The 23,398-nt window shown below is 68.7% G+C and carries 20 protein-coding genes and 1 riboswitch; of the genes, 10 read left to right on the top strand and 10 right to left on the bottom strand.

The window, feature by feature from the left end; translation table 11 throughout:
• Positions 1–194: 194 nt before the first annotated feature.
• Positions 195–812: a TetR/AcrR family transcriptional regulator gene (locus ACFWZ2_RS04765; RefSeq protein ID WP_384541808.1), complete on the bottom strand. Its 618-nt coding sequence runs from the start codon at positions 810–812 to the stop codon at positions 195–197.
• A gap of 94 nt (positions 813–906) precedes the next feature.
• On the opposite strand from ACFWZ2_RS04765, the gene ACFWZ2_RS04760 reads away from it, so the two are divergent.
• A complete protein-coding gene (locus ACFWZ2_RS04760) occupies positions 907–1,665 on the top strand; it encodes an SDR family oxidoreductase (RefSeq protein ID WP_384541805.1) in 759 nt (252 codons plus the stop codon).
• A gap of 9 nt (positions 1,666–1,674) precedes the next feature.
• Here ACFWZ2_RS04760 and ACFWZ2_RS04755 read toward each other — a convergent pair whose 3' ends face one another.
• A complete protein-coding gene (locus ACFWZ2_RS04755; protein WP_384541802.1) occupies positions 1,675–2,757 on the bottom strand; it encodes an SIS domain-containing protein in 1,083 nt (360 codons plus the stop codon).
• Between the two features lie 332 nt (positions 2,758–3,089).
• Between ACFWZ2_RS04755 and nagB the strand changes: the two genes are divergently transcribed.
• A complete protein-coding gene (nagB, locus tag ACFWZ2_RS04750; RefSeq protein WP_384541799.1) occupies positions 3,090–3,875 on the top strand; it encodes a glucosamine-6-phosphate deaminase in 786 nt (261 codons plus the stop codon).
• A 72-nt stretch (positions 3,876–3,947) separates the two neighbouring features.
• Here the strand turns inward: nagB and ACFWZ2_RS04745 are convergent, their stop codons facing one another.
• The 4 genes from ACFWZ2_RS04745 to ACFWZ2_RS04730 all read right to left on the bottom strand — a co-directional run bounded on the left by ACFWZ2_RS04745 (position 3,948) and on the right by ACFWZ2_RS04730 (position 8,644).
• The gene (locus ACFWZ2_RS04745; protein ID WP_384541796.1) at positions 3,948–5,456 is read right to left on the bottom strand and encodes a glycoside hydrolase family 3 protein; all 1,509 of its coding nucleotides are present in this window, start codon (positions 5,454–5,456) and stop codon (positions 3,948–3,950) included.
• Positions 5,457–5,465: 9 nt separating this feature from the next.
• Positions 5,466–6,296: a carbohydrate ABC transporter permease gene (locus tag ACFWZ2_RS04740; protein WP_384541794.1), complete on the bottom strand. Its 831-nt coding sequence runs from the start codon at positions 6,294–6,296 to the stop codon at positions 5,466–5,468.
• Complete coding sequence (locus ACFWZ2_RS04735) at positions 6,293–7,273, bottom strand: carbohydrate ABC transporter permease (RefSeq protein ID WP_384541791.1); 981 nt, start codon at positions 7,271–7,273, stop codon at positions 6,293–6,295. The genes ACFWZ2_RS04740 and ACFWZ2_RS04735 overlap by 4 nt, the downstream gene beginning before the upstream one ends.
• Before the next feature lie 93 nt (positions 7,274–7,366).
• Positions 7,367–8,644 (bottom strand): extracellular solute-binding protein, encoded by a 1,278-nt coding sequence (locus ACFWZ2_RS04730; RefSeq protein WP_384541788.1) that lies wholly within the window; start codon positions 8,642–8,644, stop codon positions 7,367–7,369.
• A 287-nt stretch (positions 8,645–8,931) separates the two neighbouring features.
• Between ACFWZ2_RS04730 and ACFWZ2_RS04725 the strand changes: the two genes are divergently transcribed.
• From ACFWZ2_RS04725 to ACFWZ2_RS04690, 8 genes are all read left to right on the top strand, one after another.
• The gene (locus tag ACFWZ2_RS04725; protein WP_384542164.1) at positions 8,932–9,714 is read left to right on the top strand and encodes a GntR family transcriptional regulator; all 783 of its coding nucleotides are present in this window, start codon (positions 8,932–8,934) and stop codon (positions 9,712–9,714) included.
• 147 nt (positions 9,715–9,861) lie between these two features.
• A complete protein-coding gene (locus tag ACFWZ2_RS04720; protein ID WP_384541785.1) occupies positions 9,862–11,994 on the top strand; it encodes a carbon starvation CstA family protein in 2,133 nt (710 codons plus the stop codon).
• On the top strand, positions 11,991–12,188 hold the full coding sequence (locus ACFWZ2_RS04715) for a YbdD/YjiX family protein (RefSeq protein WP_384541783.1): 198 nt from the start codon (positions 11,991–11,993) through the stop codon (positions 12,186–12,188). The genes ACFWZ2_RS04720 and ACFWZ2_RS04715 overlap by 4 nt, the downstream gene beginning before the upstream one ends.
• A gap of 110 nt (positions 12,189–12,298) precedes the next feature.
• Entirely contained in the window at positions 12,299–12,574 is a 276-nt protein-coding gene (locus tag ACFWZ2_RS04710; protein ID WP_384541781.1) for a DUF3311 domain-containing protein, read from the top strand.
• Complete coding sequence (gene mctP, locus ACFWZ2_RS04705; protein ID WP_384541778.1) at positions 12,571–14,217, top strand: monocarboxylate uptake permease MctP; 1,647 nt, start codon at positions 12,571–12,573, stop codon at positions 14,215–14,217. Before ACFWZ2_RS04710 ends, mctP begins: the two co-directional genes overlap by 4 nt.
• A 121-nt stretch (positions 14,218–14,338) precedes the next feature.
• A complete protein-coding gene (locus tag ACFWZ2_RS04700) occupies positions 14,339–14,833 on the top strand; it encodes a GNAT family N-acetyltransferase (RefSeq protein WP_384541775.1) in 495 nt (164 codons plus the stop codon).
• Positions 14,834–14,894: 61 nt separating this feature from the next.
• Positions 14,895–15,032: riboswitch (cobalamin riboswitch) on the top strand.
• 131 nt (positions 15,033–15,163) lie between these two features.
• Positions 15,164–17,554 (top strand): ribonucleoside-diphosphate reductase subunit alpha, encoded by a 2,391-nt coding sequence (locus ACFWZ2_RS04695; RefSeq protein ID WP_384541773.1) that lies wholly within the window; start codon positions 15,164–15,166, stop codon positions 17,552–17,554.
• A complete protein-coding gene (locus ACFWZ2_RS04690) occupies positions 17,554–18,576 on the top strand; it encodes a ribonucleotide-diphosphate reductase subunit beta (protein ID WP_384541770.1) in 1,023 nt (340 codons plus the stop codon). The genes ACFWZ2_RS04695 and ACFWZ2_RS04690 overlap by 1 nt, the downstream gene beginning before the upstream one ends.
• Positions 18,577–18,667: 91 nt before the next feature.
• Here the strand turns inward: ACFWZ2_RS04690 and ACFWZ2_RS04685 are convergent, their stop codons facing one another.
• The 4 genes from ACFWZ2_RS04685 to ACFWZ2_RS04670 form a co-directional block, all read right to left on the bottom strand.
• On the bottom strand, positions 18,668–20,044 hold the full coding sequence (locus ACFWZ2_RS04685) for a cytochrome P450 (RefSeq protein WP_384541767.1): 1,377 nt from the start codon (positions 20,042–20,044) through the stop codon (positions 18,668–18,670).
• Positions 20,041–21,165, bottom strand: coding sequence for an epi-isozizaene synthase (gene cyc1, locus ACFWZ2_RS04680; RefSeq protein WP_384541764.1), 1,125 nt, complete (start codon positions 21,163–21,165; stop codon positions 20,041–20,043). The genes ACFWZ2_RS04685 and cyc1 overlap by 4 nt, the downstream gene beginning before the upstream one ends.
• Positions 21,166–21,467: 302 nt before the next feature.
• Positions 21,468–22,118, bottom strand: a complete 651-nt coding sequence (gene def / locus ACFWZ2_RS04675; RefSeq protein ID WP_384541761.1) for a peptide deformylase — start codon at positions 22,116–22,118, stop codon at positions 21,468–21,470.
• A 105-nt stretch (positions 22,119–22,223) separates the two neighbouring features.
• On the bottom strand, positions 22,224–23,204 hold the full coding sequence (locus tag ACFWZ2_RS04670) for a tetratricopeptide repeat protein (protein WP_384541758.1): 981 nt from the start codon (positions 23,202–23,204) through the stop codon (positions 22,224–22,226).
• Between the last annotated feature and the right edge of the window lie 194 nt (positions 23,205–23,398).

The following is a 23,398-nucleotide window of genomic DNA, read 5'->3' as shown; positions in this document are numbered from 1 at the left end:
TGCATCGGCCGCCAGAATGTGCGGTACTGGCCGCCGATCGGGAGGCTCCGACGCGGTCAGGGCAGAGAGCGCCGGCTCCTCGGTCCACCCTCCTGTGCGGGGAGGGCGGATGCTTTACCCACGCATTGTGGACTAGACCATTCTCCCATGTCTATGCGTCGGCAGATGTTTGTTGTCGTCTCTTCCGCCGGGTGTCAGGCCCCATTCTCCGGGAGTCGGGCCGCCGGCCATACGCCCATGGCGAGATCGGCGACCGATTCCAGGTCGGCCCTGGTGGCGCCGTCCCTGGCCTGCTGGGACATCCCCTGGAAGACCGCCCCCACATAACGGGCGAGGGCGCCGGGGTCGGTGCCCTCGGGCAGCTCCCCCGCCGCGACGGCCGCGCCGATGCGGGACGCGATGTCCGCGATGTTGCCGTTCCGCCGCGCCCGCAGGTCCTCTTCCACCTCCGGCGTCGTGCAGTTGGTGGCCGCGGTGATGACGAGGCAGCCGCGGGGGTGTGCCGGGTCGGTGAACTCGGCCGCGGCCTCGTGCAGCATCCGCGACACGGCGGCGCGCACGGTCGGTTCCTCGTCGAAGGCGCGGCCGCTGAAGGATCCGTGCGTCGCCCCGTACCGCACGACGACCTCGTCGAAGAGCGTGCGCTTGTCGCCGAACGCCGCGTAGAGGCTGGGGGCGCCGATGCCCATGACGCGTGTGAGGTCGGAGACGGACGTCGCCTCGTACCCGTTCTCCCAGAAGGTGCGGATCGCCTGCTCCAGGGCCGTCTCGCGGTCGAAGGAGCGGGGACGTCCGCGCTGTTTCGTCGCCATGGGGTGAATTGTATAGCGGACACTAGAAAAAGAGAGCGGGCGTGGGGTAGCGTTCTTTCTGTAGCGACCACTAGAGAAAAAGGGGGCGCCCGACATGGGTGCAGTTGCAGGCAAGCTCGCGGGGAAGACGGCTCTGGTCACCGGCGGCAGCAGGGGCATCGGCCGGGGCATCGCCGAGCGGCTCGGGCGGGACGGGGCGCAGGTCGCCGTGCACTACGGCAGCAATGAGGTGGCGGCGAAGGAGACGGTGGCCGCGATCGAGGCCGCGGGCGGCTCCGCCTTCGCGTTCGGCGCGGAGCTGGGGGTGCCGGGTGACGCCGAGGCGCTGTGGACGGAGTTCGACCGGCACGCGGACGGCTTGGACATCCTGGTGAACAACGCGGGCATCGGCCTGTACAGCCACGTGGGAGAGGTCCAGGAGGCGGACTACGACCGCGTGTTCGCGGTGAACACCAAGGCGTTGTTCTTCGTCGTGCAGAAGGGACTCGACCGGCTGCGCGACGGCGGCCGGATCATCAACATCTCGTCGGGTGTCACCCGCATCGCCTTCCCGGTCACCGTGGCGTATTCGATGACGAAGGGCGCGGTGAACGTCCTGACGCACACCCTGGCGCAGGAGCTCGGCCCGCGCGGGATCACGGTCAACGCGGTCGCGCCGGGGATCATCGAGACGGAGATGATGCACGGGATCCCCGAGGAGCAGCAGGCGGAGATGGCGGGGTACTCGGCCTTCGACCGCATAGGCCAGCCCGCCGACGTGGCGGACATCGTCTCCTTCGTGGCATCGGACGACGCCCGGTGGATCACCGGTCAGTACATCGACGCGACGGGCGGGTCGATGCTGGGGCTGTGACGGCCCACGTCAGCGGGTCTCCGTCACCTTCGCGAGAGCACGGGGCGCGTCCGGGTCCTGGCCGCGGGCGATGGTCACCTCATAGGCGAGCAGTTGCAGGGGGATGATCTCCAGGACCGGCTGGAGCTCTTCGGGTACGCCGTCGGTCGGCAGGACGAAGCCGGCCGACGCCTGCTCGACCTGGGCCTTCGGGCCGATGACCACCAGGTCGGCGCCGCGTCCGCGCAGCCGGTCGAGGACGGGCTGGAGCGCCTCGCCGCCCCGGCCGTCCGTCACGACCGCGATGACCGGCGAGATGTTGTCGACCATCGCCAGTGGGCCGTGCAGCAGATCGGCGCCGGAGTAGGCGAGCGCCGGGATGTAGCTGGTCTCCATCAGCTTCAGGGCCGCCTCCTTCGCGGTCGGGTAGCCGTAGCCACGAGAGGTGATCACCATGCGTTCCGCGAAGCGGTAGCGGGCGGCGAGGGCCTTGATCTCGCCCTGCCTGGCGAGGAGTTGGGCCGCGAGAGCGGGCAGCGGGGCGGCGGCCGAGCCGTCGCCGCCGGACAGCCCCTCGACGAAGAGATGCAGAGCGAGCAGGGAGGCGGTGTAGGTCTTTGTCGCGGGGAGCGCCTTCTCCGGTCCCGCGAGGATGTCGATGTGGTGCTCGGACACGGCGGCCAGCGGTGAGTCCGGGTTGTTGGTCACCGCGAGGGTGATCGCACCGGCCTCACGCGCGGCCCGTGCGGAGGCCACCAGATCGGGCGAACCGCCGGACTGGCTCACGGTGACGACGAGGACGTCCCTCAGGTCGGGCTTGGCCCCGTAGGCCGTGATGGTGGACATCGAGGCGAGGCCGCAGGGCAGGCCGAGGCGCACTTCGAGGAGGTACTTCGCGTAGAGCGCCGCGTGGTCGGAGGTGCCGCGGGCGGAGAGCAGTACGAAGCGGGGTTTCTTCTCGGCGACGCGGCGGGCCGTCGCACGGATCTCGGGGGCGCCCACGTCGAGGATGCGGCGCAGGACCTCGGGCTGCTCGGCCATCTCCCGGGACATGATCCGGCCCGGCCGCTCGCTCTGCGGGTCGCACCCGTCCTGCGGAGTCATGGCGGTCATGCCTCCCACTGTCCCCGCTCGGGGCGCGGGGCGCCTCTGGTGCGGGGGCCTGGCCGGGCGGGTGCCAGGCCGGGCGGGTGCCAGGCCGGGCGGGTGCCAGGTATGGCCGGGGGCCAGGCGTGGCTGGATGCCAGGTTCGCCGGGAAGCCGGGTTCGCCGGGAGGCCAGGTTTACCCGGGTGTCGGTTGTTCGACGGGCGGAGGTGGGGTGGAGAGCCGAGCATGGACGGGAGGAACGGACGGCGGGAATCGACTGTTCTGGCAGCACAGCTCTGCTAGATTGGTCTATACCACCAGTCCTCTTGAGCCCCTCTCCAGATCGGCAGGCCCAGCGTGGAAGTTGTCATCGTCCCGGACGCCAAGGCAGGCGGCGAGCTCATCGCGGAGGCCATGGCCGCCCTGGTGCGCCGTAAGCCTGACGCCCTGCTCGGTGTCGCCACCGGCTCCACCCCGCTGCCCATCTACGAGGCGCTGGCCGCGAAGGTCGCCGCCGGTGCCGTGGATGCCTCGCGTGCGCGCATCTGCCAGCTCGACGAGTACGTCGGGCTGCCGGTCGGGCACCCCGAGTCCTACCGCTCCGTGGTCCTGCGTGAGGTCGTCGAGCCGCTCGGGCTCAGCGAGGCGTCCTTCATGGGTCCGGACGGCAGCGCGGAAGACGTGCAGGCCGCCTGCGAGGCGTACGACAAGGCGCTCACCGAGGCCGGGGGCGTCGACCTCCAGCTGCTCGGGATCGGGACCGACGGGCACATCGGGTTCAACGAGCCGTGCTCGTCGATCGCCTCGCGGACGCGGATCAAGACCCTGACGGAGCAGACGCGGGTGGACAACGCGCGCTTCTTCGACGGGGACATCGAGCAGGTCCCGCACCACGTCATCACCCAGGGGATCGGGACGATCCTGGAGGCGCGGCACCTGGTGCTGCTCGCCACGGGTGAGGGCAAGGCGGACGCGGTGGCCGCGACGGTCGAGGGCCCCGTGGCCTCCGTCGTACCGGCGTCCGCGCTGCAGCTGCACCCGCACGCCACGGTCGTCGTGGACGAGGCCGCCGCGTCCAAGCTGAAGCTCGCGGACTACTTCCGGCACACCTACGCCAACAAGCCCGACTGGCAGGGCCTGTAGGAGAGTTCGGACAGACACACGCGTGAGGGGCGCCCCCGGTCGGGGGCGCCCCTCACGCGTGTGCCGGTGCGGTCAGCCGCCGGTGACGGCCTCCGCCGCCGCCTCGCCGCACACCCGTGCCGCGCCGCGCGTGGCGATGTGGATGGCGCCGGTCGGGGCGGACTGCGGGACGCCCATCTCGACCACCACGGTGTCCGGGCGGGCCGAGACGAGGGTCTTCACGGCGTCGGACATCCACGTGTGGCGGTGGGCGTCGCGGACCACCGCGACGATGCGGCGGTCGCCCGCCGCGGCGAGTGCCTTGGCACCCGCGCCGTCGCCGGAGTAGGTGCCGGACTCCGTGCCGGGCAGCAGCCGCTCCAGTGCGGCGGACACGCCCCACGGGGTCTCGTCGCCGACCGCGATGTTGGCGACGGGGCTGAAGGCGGCGACGTAGGGAGCCTCGGTGACCGGTGCCGCGTAGGTCTCGCCGCGGGTGACCGTCAGCGCGCGACGGGCCGCGACCAGGCCGATCTCGGTGTCGGGCGCGCCCCCCGAACGATCGGCCGCGCCCGAACCCCTCGACGACACGGCCCAGTTCGCCAGCGACCGCACGCGCTCGGCGGCGTCGGCGAGGCGTTCCTCGGAGAGCTCCCCGGAGCGCACCGCCTCGACGAAGGCGTCCCGCAGCCGCAGCACGGTCCCCTCGTCCGAAGGGCCGCCGCCGGTGCAGATCGCGTCGGCGCCCGCGGCGATGGCGAGCACACAGCCGCGCTCGAAGCCGTACGTCCCGGCGATCGCGTGCATGTCCATGCCGTCGGTGACGATCAGGCCGTCGTAGCCGAGCTCTTCGCGGAGCAGGCCGGTGAGGATGCGCCGCGAGACGGTCGCCGGGTTCTCCGGGTCGAGCGCGGGCACCAGCAGGTGGGCGCTCATCACGGCGCGCGTCCCCGCGGCGATCGCGGCGCGGAACGGCGCCAGGTCACGCGATTCGAGCACGTCCCGGTCGACGTCGATGAGCGGCACCGAGTGGTGCGAGTCGACCGCGGTGTCGCCGTGCCCGGGGAAGTGCTTGGCGGAGGTGGCGACGCCGGACGACTGCATGCCCTCGATGTACGCGGCGGTGTGCCGGGCCACCAGGAGGGGGTCGGCGCCGAAGGAACGTACGCCGATGACGGGGTTGTCCGGGTTCGCGTTGACGTCGGCGGACGGCGCCCAGTTGAAGTTGATGCCGCAGGCGGCCAGGCGCCGGCCGAGGTCGGCTGCCACGTCGCGGGTCAGCGCCGTGTCGTCGACGGCGCCGAGCGCGTGGTTGCCCGGGTAGGAGGATCCGGTGCGCACCTCGAGGCGGGTGACGTCGCCGCTCTCCTCGTCGATGGCGATCAGGAGGTCGTCGCGCTCGGCCTTCAGCTGCGCGGTGAGGGCGGTGACCTGCTCCGCGGTGCGCACGTTGCGGCCGAACAGGCTGACGGAGGCGAGGCCTTCGCCGATCCGGCGGCGCACCCAGTCCGGCACGGCGGTGGTGCCGTCGAAGCCGGGCTGCAGGACGGTCAGGGCGTTGCGGGTGAGCGTGTCACCGGCGTGGGTCGTGGAGGTCGTCATGGTGCGGCGTTATCCCTTCACTGCGCCGTCGGTCAGGCCGCTGACGGCCTTGCGCTGCAGGAAGACGAAGAGGATGAGGATCGGGATGGCGAAGAGCGAGGAGGCGGCCATGATGGCACCCCAGTCATCGCCGTAGACAGAGCGGAATCCACGCAGCCACACGGGCAGGGTCTGGGCATCGGCTTCCTTGTTGAGCACGAGGACCAGCGGGAACTCGTTCCAGGCGGTGATGAAGCCGAAGAGCGAGGTCGACATCAGACCGGGCGCGAGCAACGGCAGGATCACCTTGCGGAAGGCCTGCATCCGCGAGCAGCCGTCGACCATGGCGGACTCCTCCAGTTCCCTCGGTACGGCGGCGACGAAGCCTCGCAGCGTGAGGAGAGTGAAGGGCAGGATCATCACCATGTAGAAGAGGGTCAGCGGCACCAGGCTGTTCAGCATGTCCGCGTCGCGCACGATCATGTAGATCGCGATGACCATGACTTCCCAGGGCGCCATCTGCGCAAGCATGAAGCCGATGATGAAGCCGCGGCGCCCCTTGAACCGCATACGGGCGAGCGCGAAGGCGGAGGCAAGACCGATCACCAGCGAAAGGAGCACGGCGCACACAGTCACGGTGACCGAGTTGCCCACCAGGCTCCAGAAGTTGGGAGCGTCCACGGCAGTCTTGAAGTGCTCGAACGTGGCGTCGGTGGGGAACCACACCGGGTCCTCGCTGATGATGTCACCAGTCGGCTTGAGGGCCGTGGCGAACATCCAGTAGACAGGGAAGACGAACCCGATGAAGAGGATGATCGCCGTGACATTGGGCCAGATCCGGCCGAAGAGTGAGCGCTTCACAGCTCGTCCTCCGATTGCTTAAGCACGATCCGCAAGTAGTACGAGGTCACGCCGAGCAGCACGAGGATGGTGAGCAGGGAGATCGCCGCGCCCATGCCGAAGTGCTGGTTGCCGATGCCTTCGATGTACGCGTACACGGGCAGGATCTCGGTGAGCCGGTCAGGACCGCCCTCGTTGAGCGCGAAGACCTGTGCGAACGCCTTGAAGACCCAGATGACTTCCAGGAAGGTCGTCGCGTAGAGAAAGGGCCGCAGGAACGGCAGCGTGACCTGGGTGAACTGCTTCCACGCGCCAGCGCCGTCGAGGGCTGCGGCCTCGTACAGCTCCTTGGGGATCGTAGTCGTGGCGGCGTACAGGTTGATCGCCACGAAGGGGATCGACTGCCAGACGATCAGGACGAGAACCACGAAGAACGTGGAGTACTGGCTGCCGGTCCAGTTGTAATCGGCCATCGAGTCGAAACCGATCTTCGCCAGCACCCAGTTGACGACACCGAAGCGCTGCGCGAAGAGCCACTGGTAGACAGTGGTTGCCGCGATGACCGGCATGGCCCAGGCGAGCACGAGGCCCACAAGCAGAAAGGTCCGCATTCGCTTGCCGAGGCGAGCGATCAGCAGCCCGATCAGCGTTCCGAGCAACATGATCAGTACGACGTTGGCGGCGGTGAAGACGATGGAACGTCCGGTGACCCGCCAGAAGTCCTCGCCGCTGAGGACCTCCTTGAAGTTGTCGATGCCATTCCACTCGGTGAGATGCAGAATGAACTGCCTCATGTTGAGGTTCTGGAACGACAGCAGCCCGTTGCTGATCAACGGCCAGCCGAGCAGCAGCAGCGTGGCCGCGACTGCGGGAAGCAGCAGTAGATAGGGCGTGAGGGCTCCGGCTCTGCGGGAACTGCGCGGCCCTCGTGCTCCTCCCCCATCCGATTTCAGTACCTCCGTCGGGCCGGAGGGCGGCCGTTCGGTCTGCACGGTCATGCTTGCCATCTCTCTCGTCGGCCATACAAGACGCATGGACGCGTCGGGGGCGGCGGGCGTGGAGGCCCCGCCGCCCCCGACAGGAACGCGTCCTTACTGCTTCTGCGAAAGGCGCTTGTTGAACTCGCCCTCGACCTGCTTGGCAGCGTCGGCCGGGGACTTGCCGTTCAGCACCGCGGTCATGTAGCTCTTGACCGGGTTCGGTGCGTTCTCCACCGCGGCCCACTCAGGGATCAGCGGGGTCGTGCCACCATCGGAGGTGGCTGGGGCCATGGCTTCCGCAGCCGGGTTGCCTTCGAGGTTGGACTTCAGCGACTCCTTGTTCGGGATGACGCTGCCTTCCTTGGCGAGCTGTCCCTCGAACTTGTCGGAGAGCGCCAGCTTCAGGAACTCCTTGGCGAGCTCCTGCTTCTTGCTGGTCGCGGCGACAGCGAGGTTCGAGCCACCGAGGAAGACACCCTCGGGCTTGGCCGCGGTGGCGCCGGGGATGGTGAAGTAGCCGACGTCCTTCGCGAAGTCCTTGTCCTTGCTGGCCTTGATCGCGGTGCCGGCCTCCCAGCCCATACCGATGAAGGCGCCGGTCTTGCCCTTGCCGAAGATCTCACCCTGCTGAGGGGTGGCCTCGTCCTTGTCCTTGGGCGCCTCGGACAGCTCCGCGAACTTCTTGTAGGTCTCCATGGCCTTGGCGACCTTGGGGTCGGAGAGGTTGGAGACGTACTTGTCGCCGTCCTTCTTGACCAGCTCGGCGCCCTCGCCGATAGTCAGGCCGACGAAGTGGTACCAGTTCTGGCCGGGCAGGTAGATCGGTTCGGCATCAGTCTTGGAACCGATCTTCTTCAAGTCGGCGTAGAACTCATCGCGTGTCTTGGGGGTGCCCTTGATCCCGGCGTCCGCCCAGATCTTCTTGTTGTAGACCACGACTCGGTTGAGCACGAACCACGGGGCGGCGTACTGCTTGCCGTCGACAACGGAGGAAGCGTTGATGGACTTCGTCCAGTCGGCACCGATCGAGGACTTGAGATCGCTGAGGTCGGCGAGACCGCCGCTCTTGGCGTAGGCGGACGTCATCGTGTTGCCGATCTCGAAGACGTCCGGAGGGTTCTCCTCGGAGAGAGCCGTGGTCAGCTTCTCCTGGATACCGTCCCACTTCTGGATTTCGATCTTCAGCTTGGCGCCGGTCTTCTTCTCGAACGCGGCCTTCAGGTCCTTCTGCCACTTGTCCGGCGTCGAACCGTCCATCGCCCAGAGCGTCAGGGTCTCGCCCTTGAAGCCGTCGGCTCCGCCGGACTTCTTGTCGTCGTCACTGCCGCAGGCCGCGACCGAGACCAACATGCCCGCGACACCGATGGCCGCTATGAGCTTGCGCTTCACGTCACCCTCCTCAAGGGATGCCAGTCAACCCCCCACCCGCAGCGACCGAATGGACCGAGATCTGCCCGTGGGACTGGAACCTGGTCTTTAATGGTGTAGACCAGTACGGGGGAGCTTGGCCTAGACCTTTAGGGGTGTCAAGGGTGTATAAGAAGGGCTGTCGCGTCCGTTATCGGACCGACACCTGAGCAGGCAGAGTCTGCTCGGCCCGTACCGTGCCACGATGTGAGCCGCGACAGACGGAGGAGCCGGTGACGGCAGCAGCACAGGAGCCGGAAAGGCAGCGGATGGGCACCGAAGCGGGGGGCACAGGGACCGAGGTGGGGGCGCCTTCGGAGGGCGCAGCCGTCGGCCGCACCGCACGCGTGCCCAAGTACTACCGCCTGAAGCGGCACTTGCTCGACATGACGGAGACGCTGCCGCCCGGCACCCCCGTCCCGCCGGAGCGCACGCTCGCCGCCGAGTTCGACACCTCCCGCACGACGGTGCGCCAGGCCCTCCAGGAGCTGGTCGTCGAGGGCCGCCTGGAACGCATCCAGGGCAAGGGCACGTTCGTCGCCAAGCCGAAGGTCTCGCAGGCCCTCCAACTCACCTCGTACACCGAGGACATGAGGGCCCAGGGCCTTGAGCCGACCTCGCAGCTCCTGGACATCGGCTACATCACCGCGGACGACACCCTCGCGGGCCTGCTCGACATCAGCGCGGGCGGCCGGGTGCTCAGGATCGAGCGGCTGCGTCTGGCCAACGGCGAGGCCATGGCGATCGAGACGACCCATTTGTCCGCCAAGCGCTTCCCCGCGCTGCGCCGCTCCCTGGTCAAGTACACCTCGCTCTACACCGCCCTCGCCGAGGTGTACGACGTCCATCTCGCGGAGGCCGAGGAGACCATCGAGACCTCCCTGGCCACCCCGCGCGAGGCGGGCCTGCTCGGCACCGACGTCGGCCTGCCGATGCTGCTCCTGTCCCGCCACTCCCTCGACGGCTCGGGCCAGCCGGTGGAGTGGGTGCGCTCGGTCTACCGCGGCGACCGGTACAAGTTCGTGGCCCGCCTCAAGCGCCCCACGGACTGACCCGGGACGCCCCACCGGCCGATCCGGGACGTCCGACGGGCTAATCCCGGACGTCCCGCGCACCGACACCCTTCCGAGGTCTGGCGCGGATCACGTCGCTGCTCTACGGTCCTCCCGTCATCGCATGATGAACGGGAGGACGACCCGGTGCGCACAGCCCATCCTCGATCCATCCTCATCTGGTCCCTCGTCGCCCTGACCGGCGCCGCGGGCTGGACCGTCCTGGCACTCGCCCGCGACGAGGAGGTGTCGGCCGCCTGGATGGTGGCCGCGGCCCTCGGCACGTACGCCATCGCGTACCGCTTCTACTCCAAGTTCATCGCGTACAAGGTCCTCAAGGTCGACAAGACGAGGGCCACCCCTGCCGAGCGGCTCGACAACGGCATCGACTTCCATCCGACCGACCGCCGGGTGCTGCTCGGCCACCACTTCGCCGCGATCGCGGGCGCGGGACCGCTGGTGGGGCCCGTGCTCGCCGCGCAGATGGGGTACTTGCCCGGCACCATCTGGATCATCGTCGGCGTGATCTTCGCGGGTGCCGTGCAGGACATGGTCGTGCTGTTCTTCTCGACGCGGCGCGACGGCAAGTCGCTCGGGCAGATGGCCCGCGAGGAGATCGGCCCGTTCGGCGGGGCCGCCGCGCTGCTCGCCACCTTCACCATCATGATCATCCTGCTCGGGGTGCTGGCCCTTGTCATCGTCAACGCGCTCGCCGAGTCGCCGTGGGGCACCTTCTCGATCGCGATGACCATCCCGATCGCGCTGCTCATGGGCTTCTATCTGCGGGTCCTGCGCCCGGGCCGGGTCAGCGAGGTCTCCCTCATCGGCATCGCGCTGCTGCTGCTCGCGCTGGTCTCCGGGCGCTGGGTCGCCGAGTCCTCGCTCGCGGACACCTTTACGCTCGCGCCGTCGACGCTGGTCATCTGGCTGGTGGCGTACGGCTTCATCGCCTCGATCCTGCCGGTGTGGATGCTGCTCGCGCCGCGCGACTATCTGTCCACGTTCATGAAGATCGGCACCATCCTGCTGCTCGCGCTCGGCGTCGTGATCGCCCTGCCCACGCTGAAGATGGACCCGGTGACCGACTTCGCGTCGCGCGGCGACGGCCCCGTCTTCGCGGGCTCGCTCTTCCCCTTCGTCTTCATCACCATCGCCTGCGGGGCCCTCTCGGGCTTCCACGCGCTGATCTCGTCGGGCACGACGCCGAAGATGATCCAGAAGGAGACGCAGGTCCGGATGATCGGCTACGGCTCCATGCTGATGGAGTCGTCCGTCGCGATCATGGCGCTCGTCGCGGCGTCGATCATCGACCCCGGTCTGTACTTCGCGATGAACGCGCCTGCGGGCGTCATCGGCGACACCGTCCAGGAGGCGTCGAAGGCCGTCGCGGGCTTCGGGTACTCCATCTCGCCGGCCGACCTCGCGCAGGCCGCGAAGAATGTGGAGGAGAGCTCCCTGCTCTCGCGCACCGGCGGGGCGCCCACCCTCGCCATCGGCGTCTCCGAGATCTTCTCGAAGGTCACCGGCGGCTCGATGCGGGCCTTCTGGTACCACTTCGCGATCATGTTCGAGGCGCTGTTCATCCTCACCGCGCTCGACGCGGGCACGCGCGTGGGCCGCTTCATGCTCCAGGACATGCTCGGGAACGTCTACAAGCCCTTCAAGAAGGTGAGTTGGAAACCTGGACTCGTCCTCACCAGCGCCGTCGTCACCGGCCTGTGGGGGTACTTCCTGTGGGTCGGCGTGCACGAGCCGCTCGGCGGGATCAACCAGCTCTTCCCGATCTTCGGCATCGCCAACCAGCTTCTCGCGGCCGTCGCGCTCGCCGTCTGCACGACGCTGCTCGTGAAGTCCGGACGCCTCAAGTGGGCCTGGATCACCGGGATTCCACTGGTCTGGGACGCCACGGTCACGCTCACCGCGAGCTGGCAGAAGGTGTTCTCCAGCGACCCGCGCGTGGGCTTCTTCAAGCAGCGCTCGATCTACCGGGACGCCATCGACGACGGCAAGATCCTGCCGCCCGCCAAGACCATGGACGACATGCACACCGTCGTCACCAACTCCACCGTGGACGGCGTCCTTTCGGCCGCGCTCGCCCTGCTCATCGTCATCGTGATCGCCGACGCGGCCCGGATCTGCGTCAAGCACATCCGCAATCCGGCGGCCTCGCGCCTGAGCGAAGCGCCGTACGTGGAGTCGAAGTTGACGGCACCGGCGGGCCTCATCCCGACACGCGAGGAGAAGCGGGAGCTCGTGGCGGAGCGGAGGCTCACCCCATGACCTGGGTGCTGCGCGGGATGCGCTGGATCCGTTGGTACGCACGGGAGTTGACCGACGAGTCGGCGTACGACCGGCATGTCGCGCACACCAGGAAGGTGCATCCGGGAGCGTCCGTTCCGTCCCGGAGGGAGTTCGAGCGAATGCGGACGGACCGGCAGGAGTCGGATCCCCGGCAGGGGTTCCGCTGCTGCTGAGCAGGCATGTTGACCCGTCCGTTATCCGGACGGGGGTTCCATAGATCAAGACTCTCGCTTAGATTTCCCGCACGTTAAACGTGGGATGAGCGAGGGAGCGGAGCCATGACATGTCAGATGCGCCTGAAGTGAGCCGACCGGTGGTCACGCCGGTCCGCGTGGTCATCGCCCTCTGTCTCGTCGCGCCGTTCGTGGCGATGCTCTGGGTGAGTTCCTACGCGAAGGTCGAACCGACCTTCATCGGCATCCCGTTCTTCTACTGGTACCAGATGCTGTGGGTGCTCATCTCCACGGTTCTCACGATGATCGCGTACAAGCTGTGGCAGCGTGACCAGCGCGCCCGCAAGGCCGAGGCCCGGCAGCTGACGGAAGGTGCCGGACGATGAACGTGCTCGCGTCGGGAACCGGCGGCGTGAACGGTGTCGCGCTCGCCGTCTTCATCTTCTTCTTCATCGCGGTCACGGTCATGGGCTTCCTGGCCGCCCGCTGGCGCAAGGCGGAGAACGAGCAGAGCCTGGACGAATGGGGCCTGGGCGGACGGTCGTTCGGCACCTGGGTCACCTGGTTCCTGCTCGGCGGCGACCTGTACACGGCGTACACCTTCGTGGCCGTCCCCGCGGCGATCTACGCGGCGGGCGCGGCGGGCTTCTTCGCCGTTCCGTACACGATCCTCGTCTACCCGCTGATCTTCACCTTCCTGCCGCGCCTGTGGTCGGTCTCGCACAAGCACGGGTACGTGACCACGTCGGACTTCGTCCGCGGCCGGTTCGGCTCCAAGGGGCTCTCGCTGGCCGTCGCGGTCACCGGCATCCTCGCCACGATGCCGTACATCGCGCTCCAACTCGTCGGCATCCAGGCCGTTCTCGACGTGATGGGCGTCGGCGGCGGTCCGGACACGAACTGGTTCATCAAGGACCTGCCGCTGCTGATCGCGTTCGCGGTGCTCGCCGCGTACACGTACTCCTCGGGCCTGCGCGCCCCCGCCCTGATCGCATTCGTGAAGGACGGCCTGATCTACCTCGTCATCGTCGTCGCCATCATCTACATCCCGATCAAGCTGGGCGGCTTCGACGACATCTTCGCCAAGGCCGGTGACGCCTTCGCGCAGACCAACCCGGCGACCGGCAAACCGCGGGGCGCGCTCGCGCCGCCCGAGGCGGGACAGTGGACGTACGCGACGCTGGCGCTCGGCTCGGCTCTCGCGCTGTTCATGTATCCGCACTCGATCACCGCGACGCTCTCGTCCAAGAGCCGCAACGTGATCCGCCGCAACACCACGATCCTGCCGCTGTATTCGCTGATGCTCGGCCTGCTCGCGCTGCTCGGCTTCATGGCGATCGCGGCCGGGATCAAGGTCGACAACGGCCAGTTGGCGATCCCGCAGCTCTTCGAGGAGATGTTCCCCGACTGGTTCACCGGCGTCGCCTTCGCCGCGATCGGCATCGGCGCGCTCGTGCCCGCCGCCATCATGTCCATCGCGGCCGCGAATCTCTTCACCCGGAACATCTACAAGGACTTCCTCAAGCCCGACGCGACGCCCGAGCAGGAGACCAAGGTCTCCAAGCTGGTCTCGCTCCTGGTGAAGGTGGGCGCGCTGGTCTTCGTCCTCGGCATGGACAAGACCGTCGCGATCAACTTCCAGCTGCTCGGCGGCATCTGGATCCTGCAGACGATGCCCGCGCTCGTCGGCGGCCTGTTCACCCGCTGGTTCCACCGCTGGGCGCTGCTCGCGGGCTGGGCGGTCGGCATGGTCTACGGCACGCTCGCGGCGTACGGTGTCGCGTCGCCGACGCAGAAGCACTTCGGCGGCTCGTCCGACACCATCCCCGGCATCGGCGAGATCGGCTACATCGGCCTCACCGCGTTCGTCCTGAACGTGGTCGTGACCGTCGTCCTCACCTTCGTCCTGAAGGCGCTGAACGCCCCCGACGGCATCGACGAGACGTCCCCGGAGGACTACACGGCGGACGCGGGCGACCCCGGCGTCGTCCAGGAACTGCCGAAGGCGACGGCGGGCGCGGGACATTGAGCCGCTGATCCGCCCGCTCCACACCTGACGATGGGCCGCCGGAAAACCGGCGGCCCATTGCCGTATCCGCGTTCCGGAAAACCGGCGGCCCACCGCGTACCCCTGTTGCACACTTCGCCGCATGGACATCATCATCAGACGCGCGCACCCCACCGAGTACGAGACACTGGGCGACCTCACTGCGCAGGCTTATCTCGACGACGGACATCTGACCTTCGGGAGCTCGGACACCTACCTCACGGTGCTGCGCGACGTGGCCGCGCGCGACGCCCGCGCCGAGGTCCTGGTCGCCGTGGCCGACGAGGAGTTGCTCGGCTGCGTGACCTTCGTCCCGTCCGGCGGGCCGATGGCCGACATCGCGCGGGACGGCCAGGCGGAGATCCGGATGCTGGCCGTCTCCTCCGCTGCGCGCGGCAGGGGCGCGGGTGAGACGCTGGTGCGGGAGTGCCTCCAGCGGTCCAGGGACGCGGGCCGCTCCGGGCTCGTCCTGTCCACGCAGCCCTCGATGCGCGCCGCCCACCGGCTCTACGAACGCCTCGGCTTCGTACGGACCCCCGAGCGGGACTGGAAGCCGATCGCGGACCTGACGCTGCTCACCTACGAGTTGACGTTCTAGGGCATCCGACGCACGGCACCCCTTCGGCGCCGACACAAGATGTGGGCCTGCTTCAGAAACGCGGCACAAGATGTATGCTCGTGCTCGCTGTCGCCGCAGGGGAATCCGGTGCAAGTCCGGAACTGTCCCGCAACGGTGTATGTGTACGTCTTTGTCGTACCCGCGAGTCCGAGGACCTGCCGGCAGCGCACCCGAGCCGTCCGGCCCGGGTGCCGACCGTCCGGGCCTCGTGGAGTGGGCCGGTGGACGCGGTGCGCCGCCCTGCCCGGGTGCGCCCGTGCGTCGCCCTTCCCTCCCCCAGGCCCAGAGCCGAGCGAGGGAGAGCTCCACGTGACCATCGCGCCTGCCGAACCTGCGTCAGCGACGACCACGCCGACCGCCGAGGGTACCGACGGGCCAGGGACCGCGCTGCTGCGCACCCTGACCGACCTCACCGCCGACCTCCCCGACGCCGACCCGGGCCGGGTCGCCGGCGCCGCGCTGCGCGGCCGGTCCGCCAAGGCCGACGAGGCCGAGCTGCGGGAGCTTGCGACGGAGGCGGCCGCGGGGCTCATCTCCGAGGACCCCGCGTACTCCAAGCTCGCCGCCAGGCTCCTGTCGATCGGCATCCGCGAGGAAGCCGCCACGCAGGGCGTGCGCTCCTTCACCGACTCCATCGCGGTCGGCCACCGCGAGGGCCTGATCGCCGACCGCACGGCGGACTTCGTCACCGAGCACGCGGCCCGCCTGAACACGCTGGTGGACACCGCGCTCGCGGACGGCGCCGACTTCCGCTTCGGCTACTTCGGCCTGCGCACCCTGCACAGCCGCTACCTCCTGCGCCACCCGATCACCCGGCAGGTCATCGAGACCCCGCAGCACTTCATGCTGCGTGTCGCGGCCGGTCTCGCGGAGGACGGGAGCGCCCGCGCGCTCGACGAAGTCGCCGCCCTGTACGGCCTGATGAGCCGCCTGGACTACCTCCCGTCCTCGCCGACGCTCTTCAACTCCGGCACCCGCCACCCGCAGATGTCCTCCTGCTACCTCCTCGACTCCCCGCTGGACGAGCTCGACTCGATCTACGACCGCTACCACCAGGTCGCGCGGCTCTCCAAGCACGCGGGCGGCATCGGCCTCTCGTACTCCCGCATCCGCTCCCGCGGTTCGCTGATCCGCGGCACGAACGGGCACTCCAACGGCATCGTGCCGTTCCTGAAGACCCTGGACGCCTCGGTCGCCGCCGTGAACCAGGGCGGGCGCCGCAAGGGCGCGGCCGCGGTCTACCTGGAGACCTGGCACTCCGACATCGAGGAGTTCCTGGAGCTGCGCGACAACACCGGTGAGGACGCGCGCCGCACGCACAACCTCAACCTCGCGCACTGGATCCCGGACGAGTTCATGCGCCGGGTCGCCGCCGACCAGGACTGGTCGCTGTTCTCACCGGCCGACGTGCCCGGGTTCGTGGACCTGTGGGGCGAGGAGTTCGACGCCGCCTACCGCAAGGCGGAGGCCGCCGGGCTCGCCAAGAAGACCATGCCGGCCCGCGATCTGTACGGCCGCATGATGCGCACCCTCGCGCAGACCGGCAACGGCTGGATGACCTTCAAGGACGCCGCCAACCGCACCGCCAACCAGACGGCGGAGCCCGGCCACACCGTCCACTCCTCCAACCTCTGCACGGAGATCCTGGAGGTGACGGACGACGGGGAGACGGCCGTCTGCAACCTCGGGTCGGTCAACCTCGGCGCGTTCGTCGACAACGGCGACATCGACTGGGAGCGGCTCGACGAGACCGTCCGCACCGCCGTCACCTTCCTCGACCGCGTCGTCGACATCAACTTCTACCCGACCGAGCAGGCCGGACGCTCCAACGCCAAGTGGCGCCCGGTGGGCCTCGGCGCGATGGGCCTCCAGGACGTCTTCTTCCAGCTGAAGCTGCCGTTCGACTCCCCCGAGGCCCGCGCGCTCTCCACCCGCATCGCCGAGCGCATCATGCTCGCTTCGTACGAGGCGTCCGCGGACCTCGCCGAGCGCAACGGCCCGCTGCCCGCCTGGGAGAAGACCCGCACCGCGCGCGGCGTCCTGCACCCGGACCACTACGGCGTCGAGCTGACCTGGCCGGAGCGCTGGGCGGCCCTCCGGGAGCGCATCGCCACCACCGGCATGCGCAACTCGCTCCTCCTCGCGATCGCGCCGACCGCCACCATCGCGTCCATCGCGGGCGTCTACGAGTGCATCGAGCCGCAGGTCTCCAACCTCTTCAAGCGCGAGACGCTCTCCGGCGAGTTCCTCCAGGTCAACTCCTACCTGGTGGAGGAGCTGAAGCGGCTCGGCGTGTGGGACGCGCAGACCCGTGAGGCGCTGCGCGAGTCCAACGGCTCGGTGCAGGGCTTCACCTGGGTGCCCGAGGAGGTCCGCGCGCTGTACCGCACCGCGTGGGAGATCCCGCAGCGCGGCCTGATCGACATGGCGGCCGACCGTACGCCGTTCCTCGACCAGGCGCAGTCCCTGAACCTGTTCCTGGAGACGCCGACCATCGGCAAGCTCTCCTCGATGTACGCGTACGCCTGGCAGCGGGGCCTGAAGACCACGTACTACCTGCGCTCGCGCCCGGCGACGCGCATCGCCCGCGCGGCCGGCGGCTCGAACGCCACCGCCGCCCCCGTCCCCCAGCAGGTGACCGATCCCGACGCCGTCGCCTGCTCCCTGGAAAACCCCGAGTCCTGCGAGGCCTGCCAGTAATGTCCAGCACCACCAACTCCGAGAAGAACCTGCTCGACCCGGGCTTCGAACTGACGCTTCGCCCCATGCGCTACCCGGACTTCTACGAGCGCTACCGGGACGCGATCAAGAACACCTGGACCGTCGAGGAGGTCGACCTCCACTCGGACGTCGCCGACCTGGCGAAGCTGTCCCCGGGTGAGCAGCACATGATCGGCCGCCTCGTCGCGTTCTTCGCGACGGGTGACTCGATCGTCTCCAACAACCTGGTGCTCACGCTCTACAAGCACATCAACTCCCCCGAGGCGCGGCTCTACTTGAGCCGTCAGCTCTTCGAGGAGGCCGTGCACGTCCAGTTCTATCTGACGCTGCTCGACACCTATCTGCCCGACCCTGAGGACCGCGCCGCCGCCTTCGACGCGGTCGAGGAGATCCCCTCGATCCGCGAGAAGGCCGAGTTCTGCTTCAAGTGGATGGACTCGGTCGAGAAGCTGGAGCGCCTGGAGACGCAGGCCGACCGGCGCCGCTTCCTGCTGAACCTGATCTGCTTCGCCGCGTGCATCGAGGGCCTGTTCTTCTACGGCGCCTTCGCGTACGTCTACTGGTTCCGCAGCCGCGGTCTGCTGCACGGCCTCGCCACCGGCACCAACTGGGTGTTCCGTGACGAGACGATGCACATGAGCTTCGCCTTCGACGTGGTGGACACGGTCCGCAAGGAGGAGCCCGAGCTCTTCGACGACGCGCTCCAGACGCAGGTCACGGACATGCTGAAGGAGGCCGTGGAGGCCGAGCTGCAGTTCGCCCGCGACCTGTGCGGCGACGGTCTGCCCGGCATGAACACCGACTCGATGCGCGAGTACCTCCAGTGCGTCGCCGACCAGCGTCTGCAGCGCCTCGGCTTCGCGCCGGTCTACGGCTCGGAGAACCCGTTCTCCTTCATGGAGCTGCAGGGCGTGCAGGAGCTGACCAACTTCTTCGAGCGGCGGCCTTCCGCGTACCAGGTCGCGGTCGAGGGTTCGGTCTCCTTCGACGACGAGTTCTGAGCCCGTCTCGACGACGGGTTCTGAGTCTGGCGCTCCGCGGTCCCGGTGTGCCCGCCCCGTCACGGGGGGGTGGGGCGGGCACACCGCTCGGTCAGCGGGGTTCGGCCCGCAGGACGAGCCGCTTGGGGTGCAGCGTGATGCCGATCTTGGTGCCGCTGTCGGTCTCCCCGACCGGCGTCAGACGCCACTTCGGGGCCACCGTCCCGAGGATCAGGGCGAGTTCTGCCAGGCTGAAGTGGTCGCCCGGGCACTTTCGGTTGCCGACGCTGAACGGCATCATCGCGAACTCCGGCACATCCGCCGCGCGTTCCGGATTCCAGCGGTCCGGGTCGAACTCCAAGTGCCGCTCGAAGGAACGCGGGTCGCGCTGCATCGCGTACACGCTGTAGACGATGTCGGCGTCCGCCGGAATGCGATAGCCGCCCAGTTCGGTTTCGGCCACGGACCTGCGGGTGAATATCCAGGCCGCCGGTCGTATACGCATGGCCTCCGTGACGACATTGCGGAGGTGACGCAGTCGGCCCAGATCGGCGAATGTGATCGCCCGGCCCTGCGCCACGGAATTTACCTCTTCAACCAACCGCCTTTCCTGCTCCGGGTGTTCGGTCAGCAGATGGAACGCCCACGCCAGTGTCGAGGCCACATTCTCGGCCCCGGCGACGACCAGGGAAACCACATGGTCGTGGATCTCCTGATCGGTCAGGAGCTCTCCGGATTCGTCCCTGGCCCGCAGCAATTGTGCGAGCAGGTCGTCGGGCCCTTCGGGTCCCGCCGCGCGGCGCTCCGCGACGATCTCGTCGACGAGCGCGTGCAGATCGGCGAGCGCGCGCTCGAAGCGCCGGTTGGCGGGGGTCGGCACGCGGTAGAGGGGCCCGACCGAGAGCACCATCCTGCGGTAGAGCCCCTCGAAGACCGTGTGCAGCGACTCGCTGATGCGGTCCGCCTTCTCGCCGATGGAGTCGACCTCCAGGAGCGAGCGGGAGACGATGCGCACGGCCGTGCGGAACATCTCCGCGCCGACGTCGACCGTGCTCCCCGGCTGCCAGCGGTCGGCCGTGGCGCGCGCCTCCTCCTCCATCACCTTCGCGTAGTCCGCGATCCGCTCGGGCCTGAACGCGGGCTGCATCATGCGCCGTTGACGCCGGTGCAGCTTGCCGTTGCTGGTCGCCACGCCCTTGCCGAGGAGCACTTCGAGGGTGTCCCAGAGCGGTCCGCCGACGATGTACTCGGGGTTCTTCAGCATGGCGCCGACGAGCTCCGGGTCGCAGACCGCGTACGCGGTCTTGGGCCCCAGCCTGATCCTGACTAGATCCCCATGGTCACGCAGCGCGGCGAGGAAGCCGAGCGGGTCGCGCACCAGGTTCCAGGCGTGGCCCAGCAGGGGTGCTCCCCCGCGGACCAGTGGCGGGGTGCGCAGCGGGCCCTGTCCTGACGCTGCGGACGCGGATATCGCGGAACCGACGCTCATTCCTCACCTACCAGTTCGTTTTCCGCCACGGTGCCTTCCGTGACGTAAGGGGGCATGGACCGGTCGTCCCAGCTGTCTACGCGATAGCGGCCGGATTCGTGGTGGAACCAATAGACGGAAGAGAACCAGTTCCGCATATTGAAGACGCACGATTCCACCGCGGCCGCGAGCTCCTTTCCTGCCACGCTGCCGTCCGCCAATTGCTCGGCGAGTGCGTACACTTCCTGCTCGGCCATGAGGAATTCATTGACGCATCGCGTGACGCGCCTGTGCACCTCCACCACGGCCTCTTCGAGCTTCATTCCCTCGTGCTGAATGAGGCTGATCCCGAGATTGTGCAGTTCGTCCCCCGCGAGTTCTTTCGGGAGCGAGCACAGGTCGTTGTACCAGGCAGAGAAATCCTGGGTCGCGAGTGCCGCCCGCCGGTATGCGGGGTGTTTCCTTATGAGGCGCGGCAGTTCGTACCGCGCGGTGGGCTCCAGCAGGTCGATCCACGCCCAGTGCGCGAACGTGAGGCGGCGCAGTTCGATGTAGGCCTCGACGGTGGGCACCGTGCCCGTGCGCCGGTTCCTGAACTCCTGGTCGTACGCCTCGATCACCGGGTGGAAGTGCCGGGCGAACCTGGCGTTCCAGCTGGGGCCGAGGAACGCGTAGAGCCGCAGGACGCAGTCCGCGAACCCCGCGACCAACGGGTCTCTGTGGTGCAGGTACTGCCGGGGTTCGTTGAGGGCCCCGTGCAGGCCCCGGCACAGCCGCCGCCACTGTGCCGCCCTGCCGTGCACCGAGTCCCGATCGTGCCGGTCGTCCCATGCGAAGAACCAGCTGCTGAGGTCCGCTATCGCGGTGAGCAACTCGTCCGGCGCACCAATGTAGTAGCCCGCCACCAGGTCGGTGTAGCACAGGCTGTCCGCGTACCGTTCGACCTTGTCCGGGGGCATGAGCCGCATTTCGCGGAGCCAGGTCCTGGACTTCTCCTGAAGCTTTGGCCAATACGGGTGCAGACGGCGAGGAAACGCTGCCTCGATCACCGGAACGGCCAGTGCCGGTGGTACCGATACTGGCTGTGTGTGTGGCTGTGTGCGTTGCTGTGTCTGTGAAGTGCTCCCGGAATATGCAGGCACGAACAAACCCCTTTCAGCCGCCTGATGACCCACGCCCCTCCCGCCGTGCCGGGCGCGCGCCGTTGCGTATCCCCGCGCTTTCCATTCAGCACCACAACTGACCGTTCAGGGAACAGATTTGCGCCATTCACTACCCCCCAGTGCCGAGAACCTCCCCTTACGTGACTGAATATGGATCACCAGCAGCTTGTTTCGATCGCACACCCGATCGGCTCACGCCAACGGCCCCTGGTCAGGAAGTAGTTCCCGACCAGGGGCCGCTCACGTCACGCGGTTCCCACGCCTCTCAGGCGTCGCGTGGGTCAGTCATTCGGCACCACCGGGTAGCGCGGGGTGCCCTCCTCCATCTGCCGCAACGCGTCCTTGCGCTCCCGCTTGGAGAGGCGGTCGATGTACAGGTGGCCGTACAGGTGGTCCGTCTCGTGCTGCAGGCAGCGCGCGAAGTAACCACTGCCGCGCACCTTGATGGGGTTGCCCTTCTCGTCCTGCCCGGTCACCTCCGCGTAGTCCGGGCGGGCCAGCGGGGCGTAGGCGGTGGGGACGGACAGGCAGCCCTCGCCCGAGTCGTCGAGGTGGCGCCGCTCGGCGGGCAGCTCCTGCAGGACCGGGTTGCACACCACGCCCACGTGCCGCACGCCCTCGTCGTCCATGCAGTCGTAGACGAAGACCTTCAGGTCGACGCCGACCTGGTTGGCGGCCACGCCCACGCCCTGCGCGACGCGCTGGCTCACGAACATGTCGTCGATGAGCTTCGCCAGCTCGTCGTCGAAGTCCGTGACGTCCTTGCACTCCTTGTGCAGGACCGGGTTGCCGACGACCGTGATCGGCCGGTACGTGCCGCGCTCGCGGTAGGCCGTCTCGCGCTCCTCGCAGTCCTCCGTGTCGATGACGAAGCCCTCGTCGTCGACGGGGAGCACCCCGCCGGAGGTCTGCTGCTCAGTGTCCTGCGCCATGTCCGCCGTACGCCTTCCTTGGAAACCCTCAAGAGTTTGTGCCGGTACAGCCTACGGCGAAGTGCCGACGGACCTCCTCGGGTCCGCGAACCTGCCGGGGCCGGCTCAGCAGACCTCTTCGAGGTCCCGCCAGTCGCGGGAGTCCGGGCTGTCCGCCACCCAGCCGTCGAGCAGCCCGCGCACCAGGGCGGCGGGCGCCGCGATGCCGCACTCGCGCTCGGGCACCCAGACCGCTCCGGGGCTGCGGTGGCCGAGCGGGCCGGGGTGGCCGGGCTCGCTGTGGTCGTGCGGGTCGAGGTGCTCTCCGTCGCCCTCGTCGCTGGGCATCCGGGACTCGGAGCACATCCGGCAGAGCAGCCGCACGGAGGACGACCAGTCCTCGGCGGCGAAGCCCGCGTCGGCCGCGAGCCGCTCCAGGGCGTCCCTGTCGTCCTCGGTGGCGGCCTCCAGGAGGACCACCCAGGTCGGCACGGGGGAGGGCGCCCAGAGCTCGATCTCGTCGAAGACGGGGTACGAGTGTCCGGCCGCCGTCGTCCGCTCGCCGTGCGGGACGCCGTCGTGCAGCACGACCTCGCCCCAGCGGCGCCCCGACGAGGGCAGCGGGATGGACAGGACCTCGATGCGGGCCGGGTCGAGCCTGCGGCCCCACACGACCTCGGCCTCGCCCTCCGGTGAGAGCCGCACGGCCGCGCTGCCGAGCTCCATGCCGGACGGTTCACCGGACGCGGCGACCCCGCCGGGCACCCGCAGTCCGTACGCCTGCCAGGCGCGCCGGGCCAGCGGCCAGTCCTGCAGGGCGGTCGCCGCGATGCCCACGTTCCACCAGTCGGGGGCGCCCGCCGACCGGTCGAGGAGCGCGACGGCACGCAGCCCCGCGGCCCGCGCCTGCTCCCAGTCGTGCCGGAACTTGTGCAGGAGCGCGAGATTGAACCAGGACTCGGACAACCAGGGTTCGAGATCCGCCGCGCGCGTGAGCAGTGCCCCCGCGTCCTCGTACCGGCCGTCGCCGATCAGCGTGAACGCGCGGTCGGTCGCCTGCCGCCATGAGGCGGAGGGCCGGTGCCGTCCCTTGCCGAAGATCCTCACGATTCCCGCCTGATTCCCGCCTGTCACGATTTCTGGAAGACACATTCTCAGAAGGCGCGGCGTCGGGTCCGTGCCCCCGTGCACCCTCTTCTTCGCATCCAACCACGTACGGTCGGACGGCCGCTCATTACCCATGGGTTACCCAGCCGGGGACCGCCTAAGGCCCGCCCGCCCCCCGCCCCGACGCCGGTCAG

The organism is Streptomyces sp. NPDC059002 (genome assembly GCF_042740435.1).
Lineage (GTDB): Bacteria > Actinomycetota > Actinomycetes > Streptomycetales > Streptomycetaceae > Streptomyces.
The sequence above is the reverse complement of the archived record's forward strand: the minus strand, read 5'-3'. Positions and strand labels throughout refer to the sequence as shown.

Excerpts from the sequence above, each read along its gene's own strand:
- ACFWZ2_RS04710 (WP_384541781.1), top strand. The coding sequence starts at position 12,299 with ATGTCAGATGCGCCTGAAGTGAGCCGACCGGTGGTCACGCCGGTCCGC.
- ACFWZ2_RS04690 (WP_384541770.1), top strand. The coding sequence starts at position 17,554 with ATGTCCAGCACCACCAACTCCGAGAAGAACCTGCTCGACCCGGGCTTC.
- ACFWZ2_RS04700 (WP_384541775.1), top strand. The coding sequence starts at position 14,339 with ATGGACATCATCATCAGACGCGCGCACCCCACCGAGTACGAGACACTG.
- ACFWZ2_RS04745 (WP_384541796.1), bottom strand. The coding sequence starts at position 5,456 with ATGACGACCTCCACGACCCACGCCGGTGACACGCTCACCCGCAACGCC.
- ACFWZ2_RS04760 (WP_384541805.1), top strand. The coding sequence starts at position 907 with ATGGGTGCAGTTGCAGGCAAGCTCGCGGGGAAGACGGCTCTGGTCACC.
- def (WP_384541761.1), bottom strand. The coding sequence starts at position 22,118 with ATGGCGCAGGACACTGAGCAGCAGACCTCCGGCGGGGTGCTCCCCGTC.
- mctP (WP_384541778.1), top strand. The coding sequence starts at position 12,571 with ATGAACGTGCTCGCGTCGGGAACCGGCGGCGTGAACGGTGTCGCGCTC.
- ACFWZ2_RS04685 (WP_384541767.1), bottom strand. The coding sequence starts at position 20,044 with ATGAGCGTCGGTTCCGCGATATCCGCGTCCGCAGCGTCAGGACAGGGC.
- ACFWZ2_RS04725 (WP_384542164.1), top strand. The coding sequence starts at position 8,932 with ATGGGCACCGAAGCGGGGGGCACAGGGACCGAGGTGGGGGCGCCTTCG.
- ACFWZ2_RS04755 (WP_384541802.1), bottom strand. The coding sequence starts at position 2,757 with ATGACCGCCATGACTCCGCAGGACGGGTGCGACCCGCAGAGCGAGCGG.
- ACFWZ2_RS04735 (WP_384541791.1), bottom strand. The coding sequence starts at position 7,273 with ATGACCGTGCAGACCGAACGGCCGCCCTCCGGCCCGACGGAGGTACTG.
- ACFWZ2_RS04765 (WP_384541808.1), bottom strand. The coding sequence starts at position 812 with ATGGCGACGAAACAGCGCGGACGTCCCCGCTCCTTCGACCGCGAGACG.
- ACFWZ2_RS04715 (WP_384541783.1), top strand. The coding sequence starts at position 11,991 with ATGACCTGGGTGCTGCGCGGGATGCGCTGGATCCGTTGGTACGCACGG.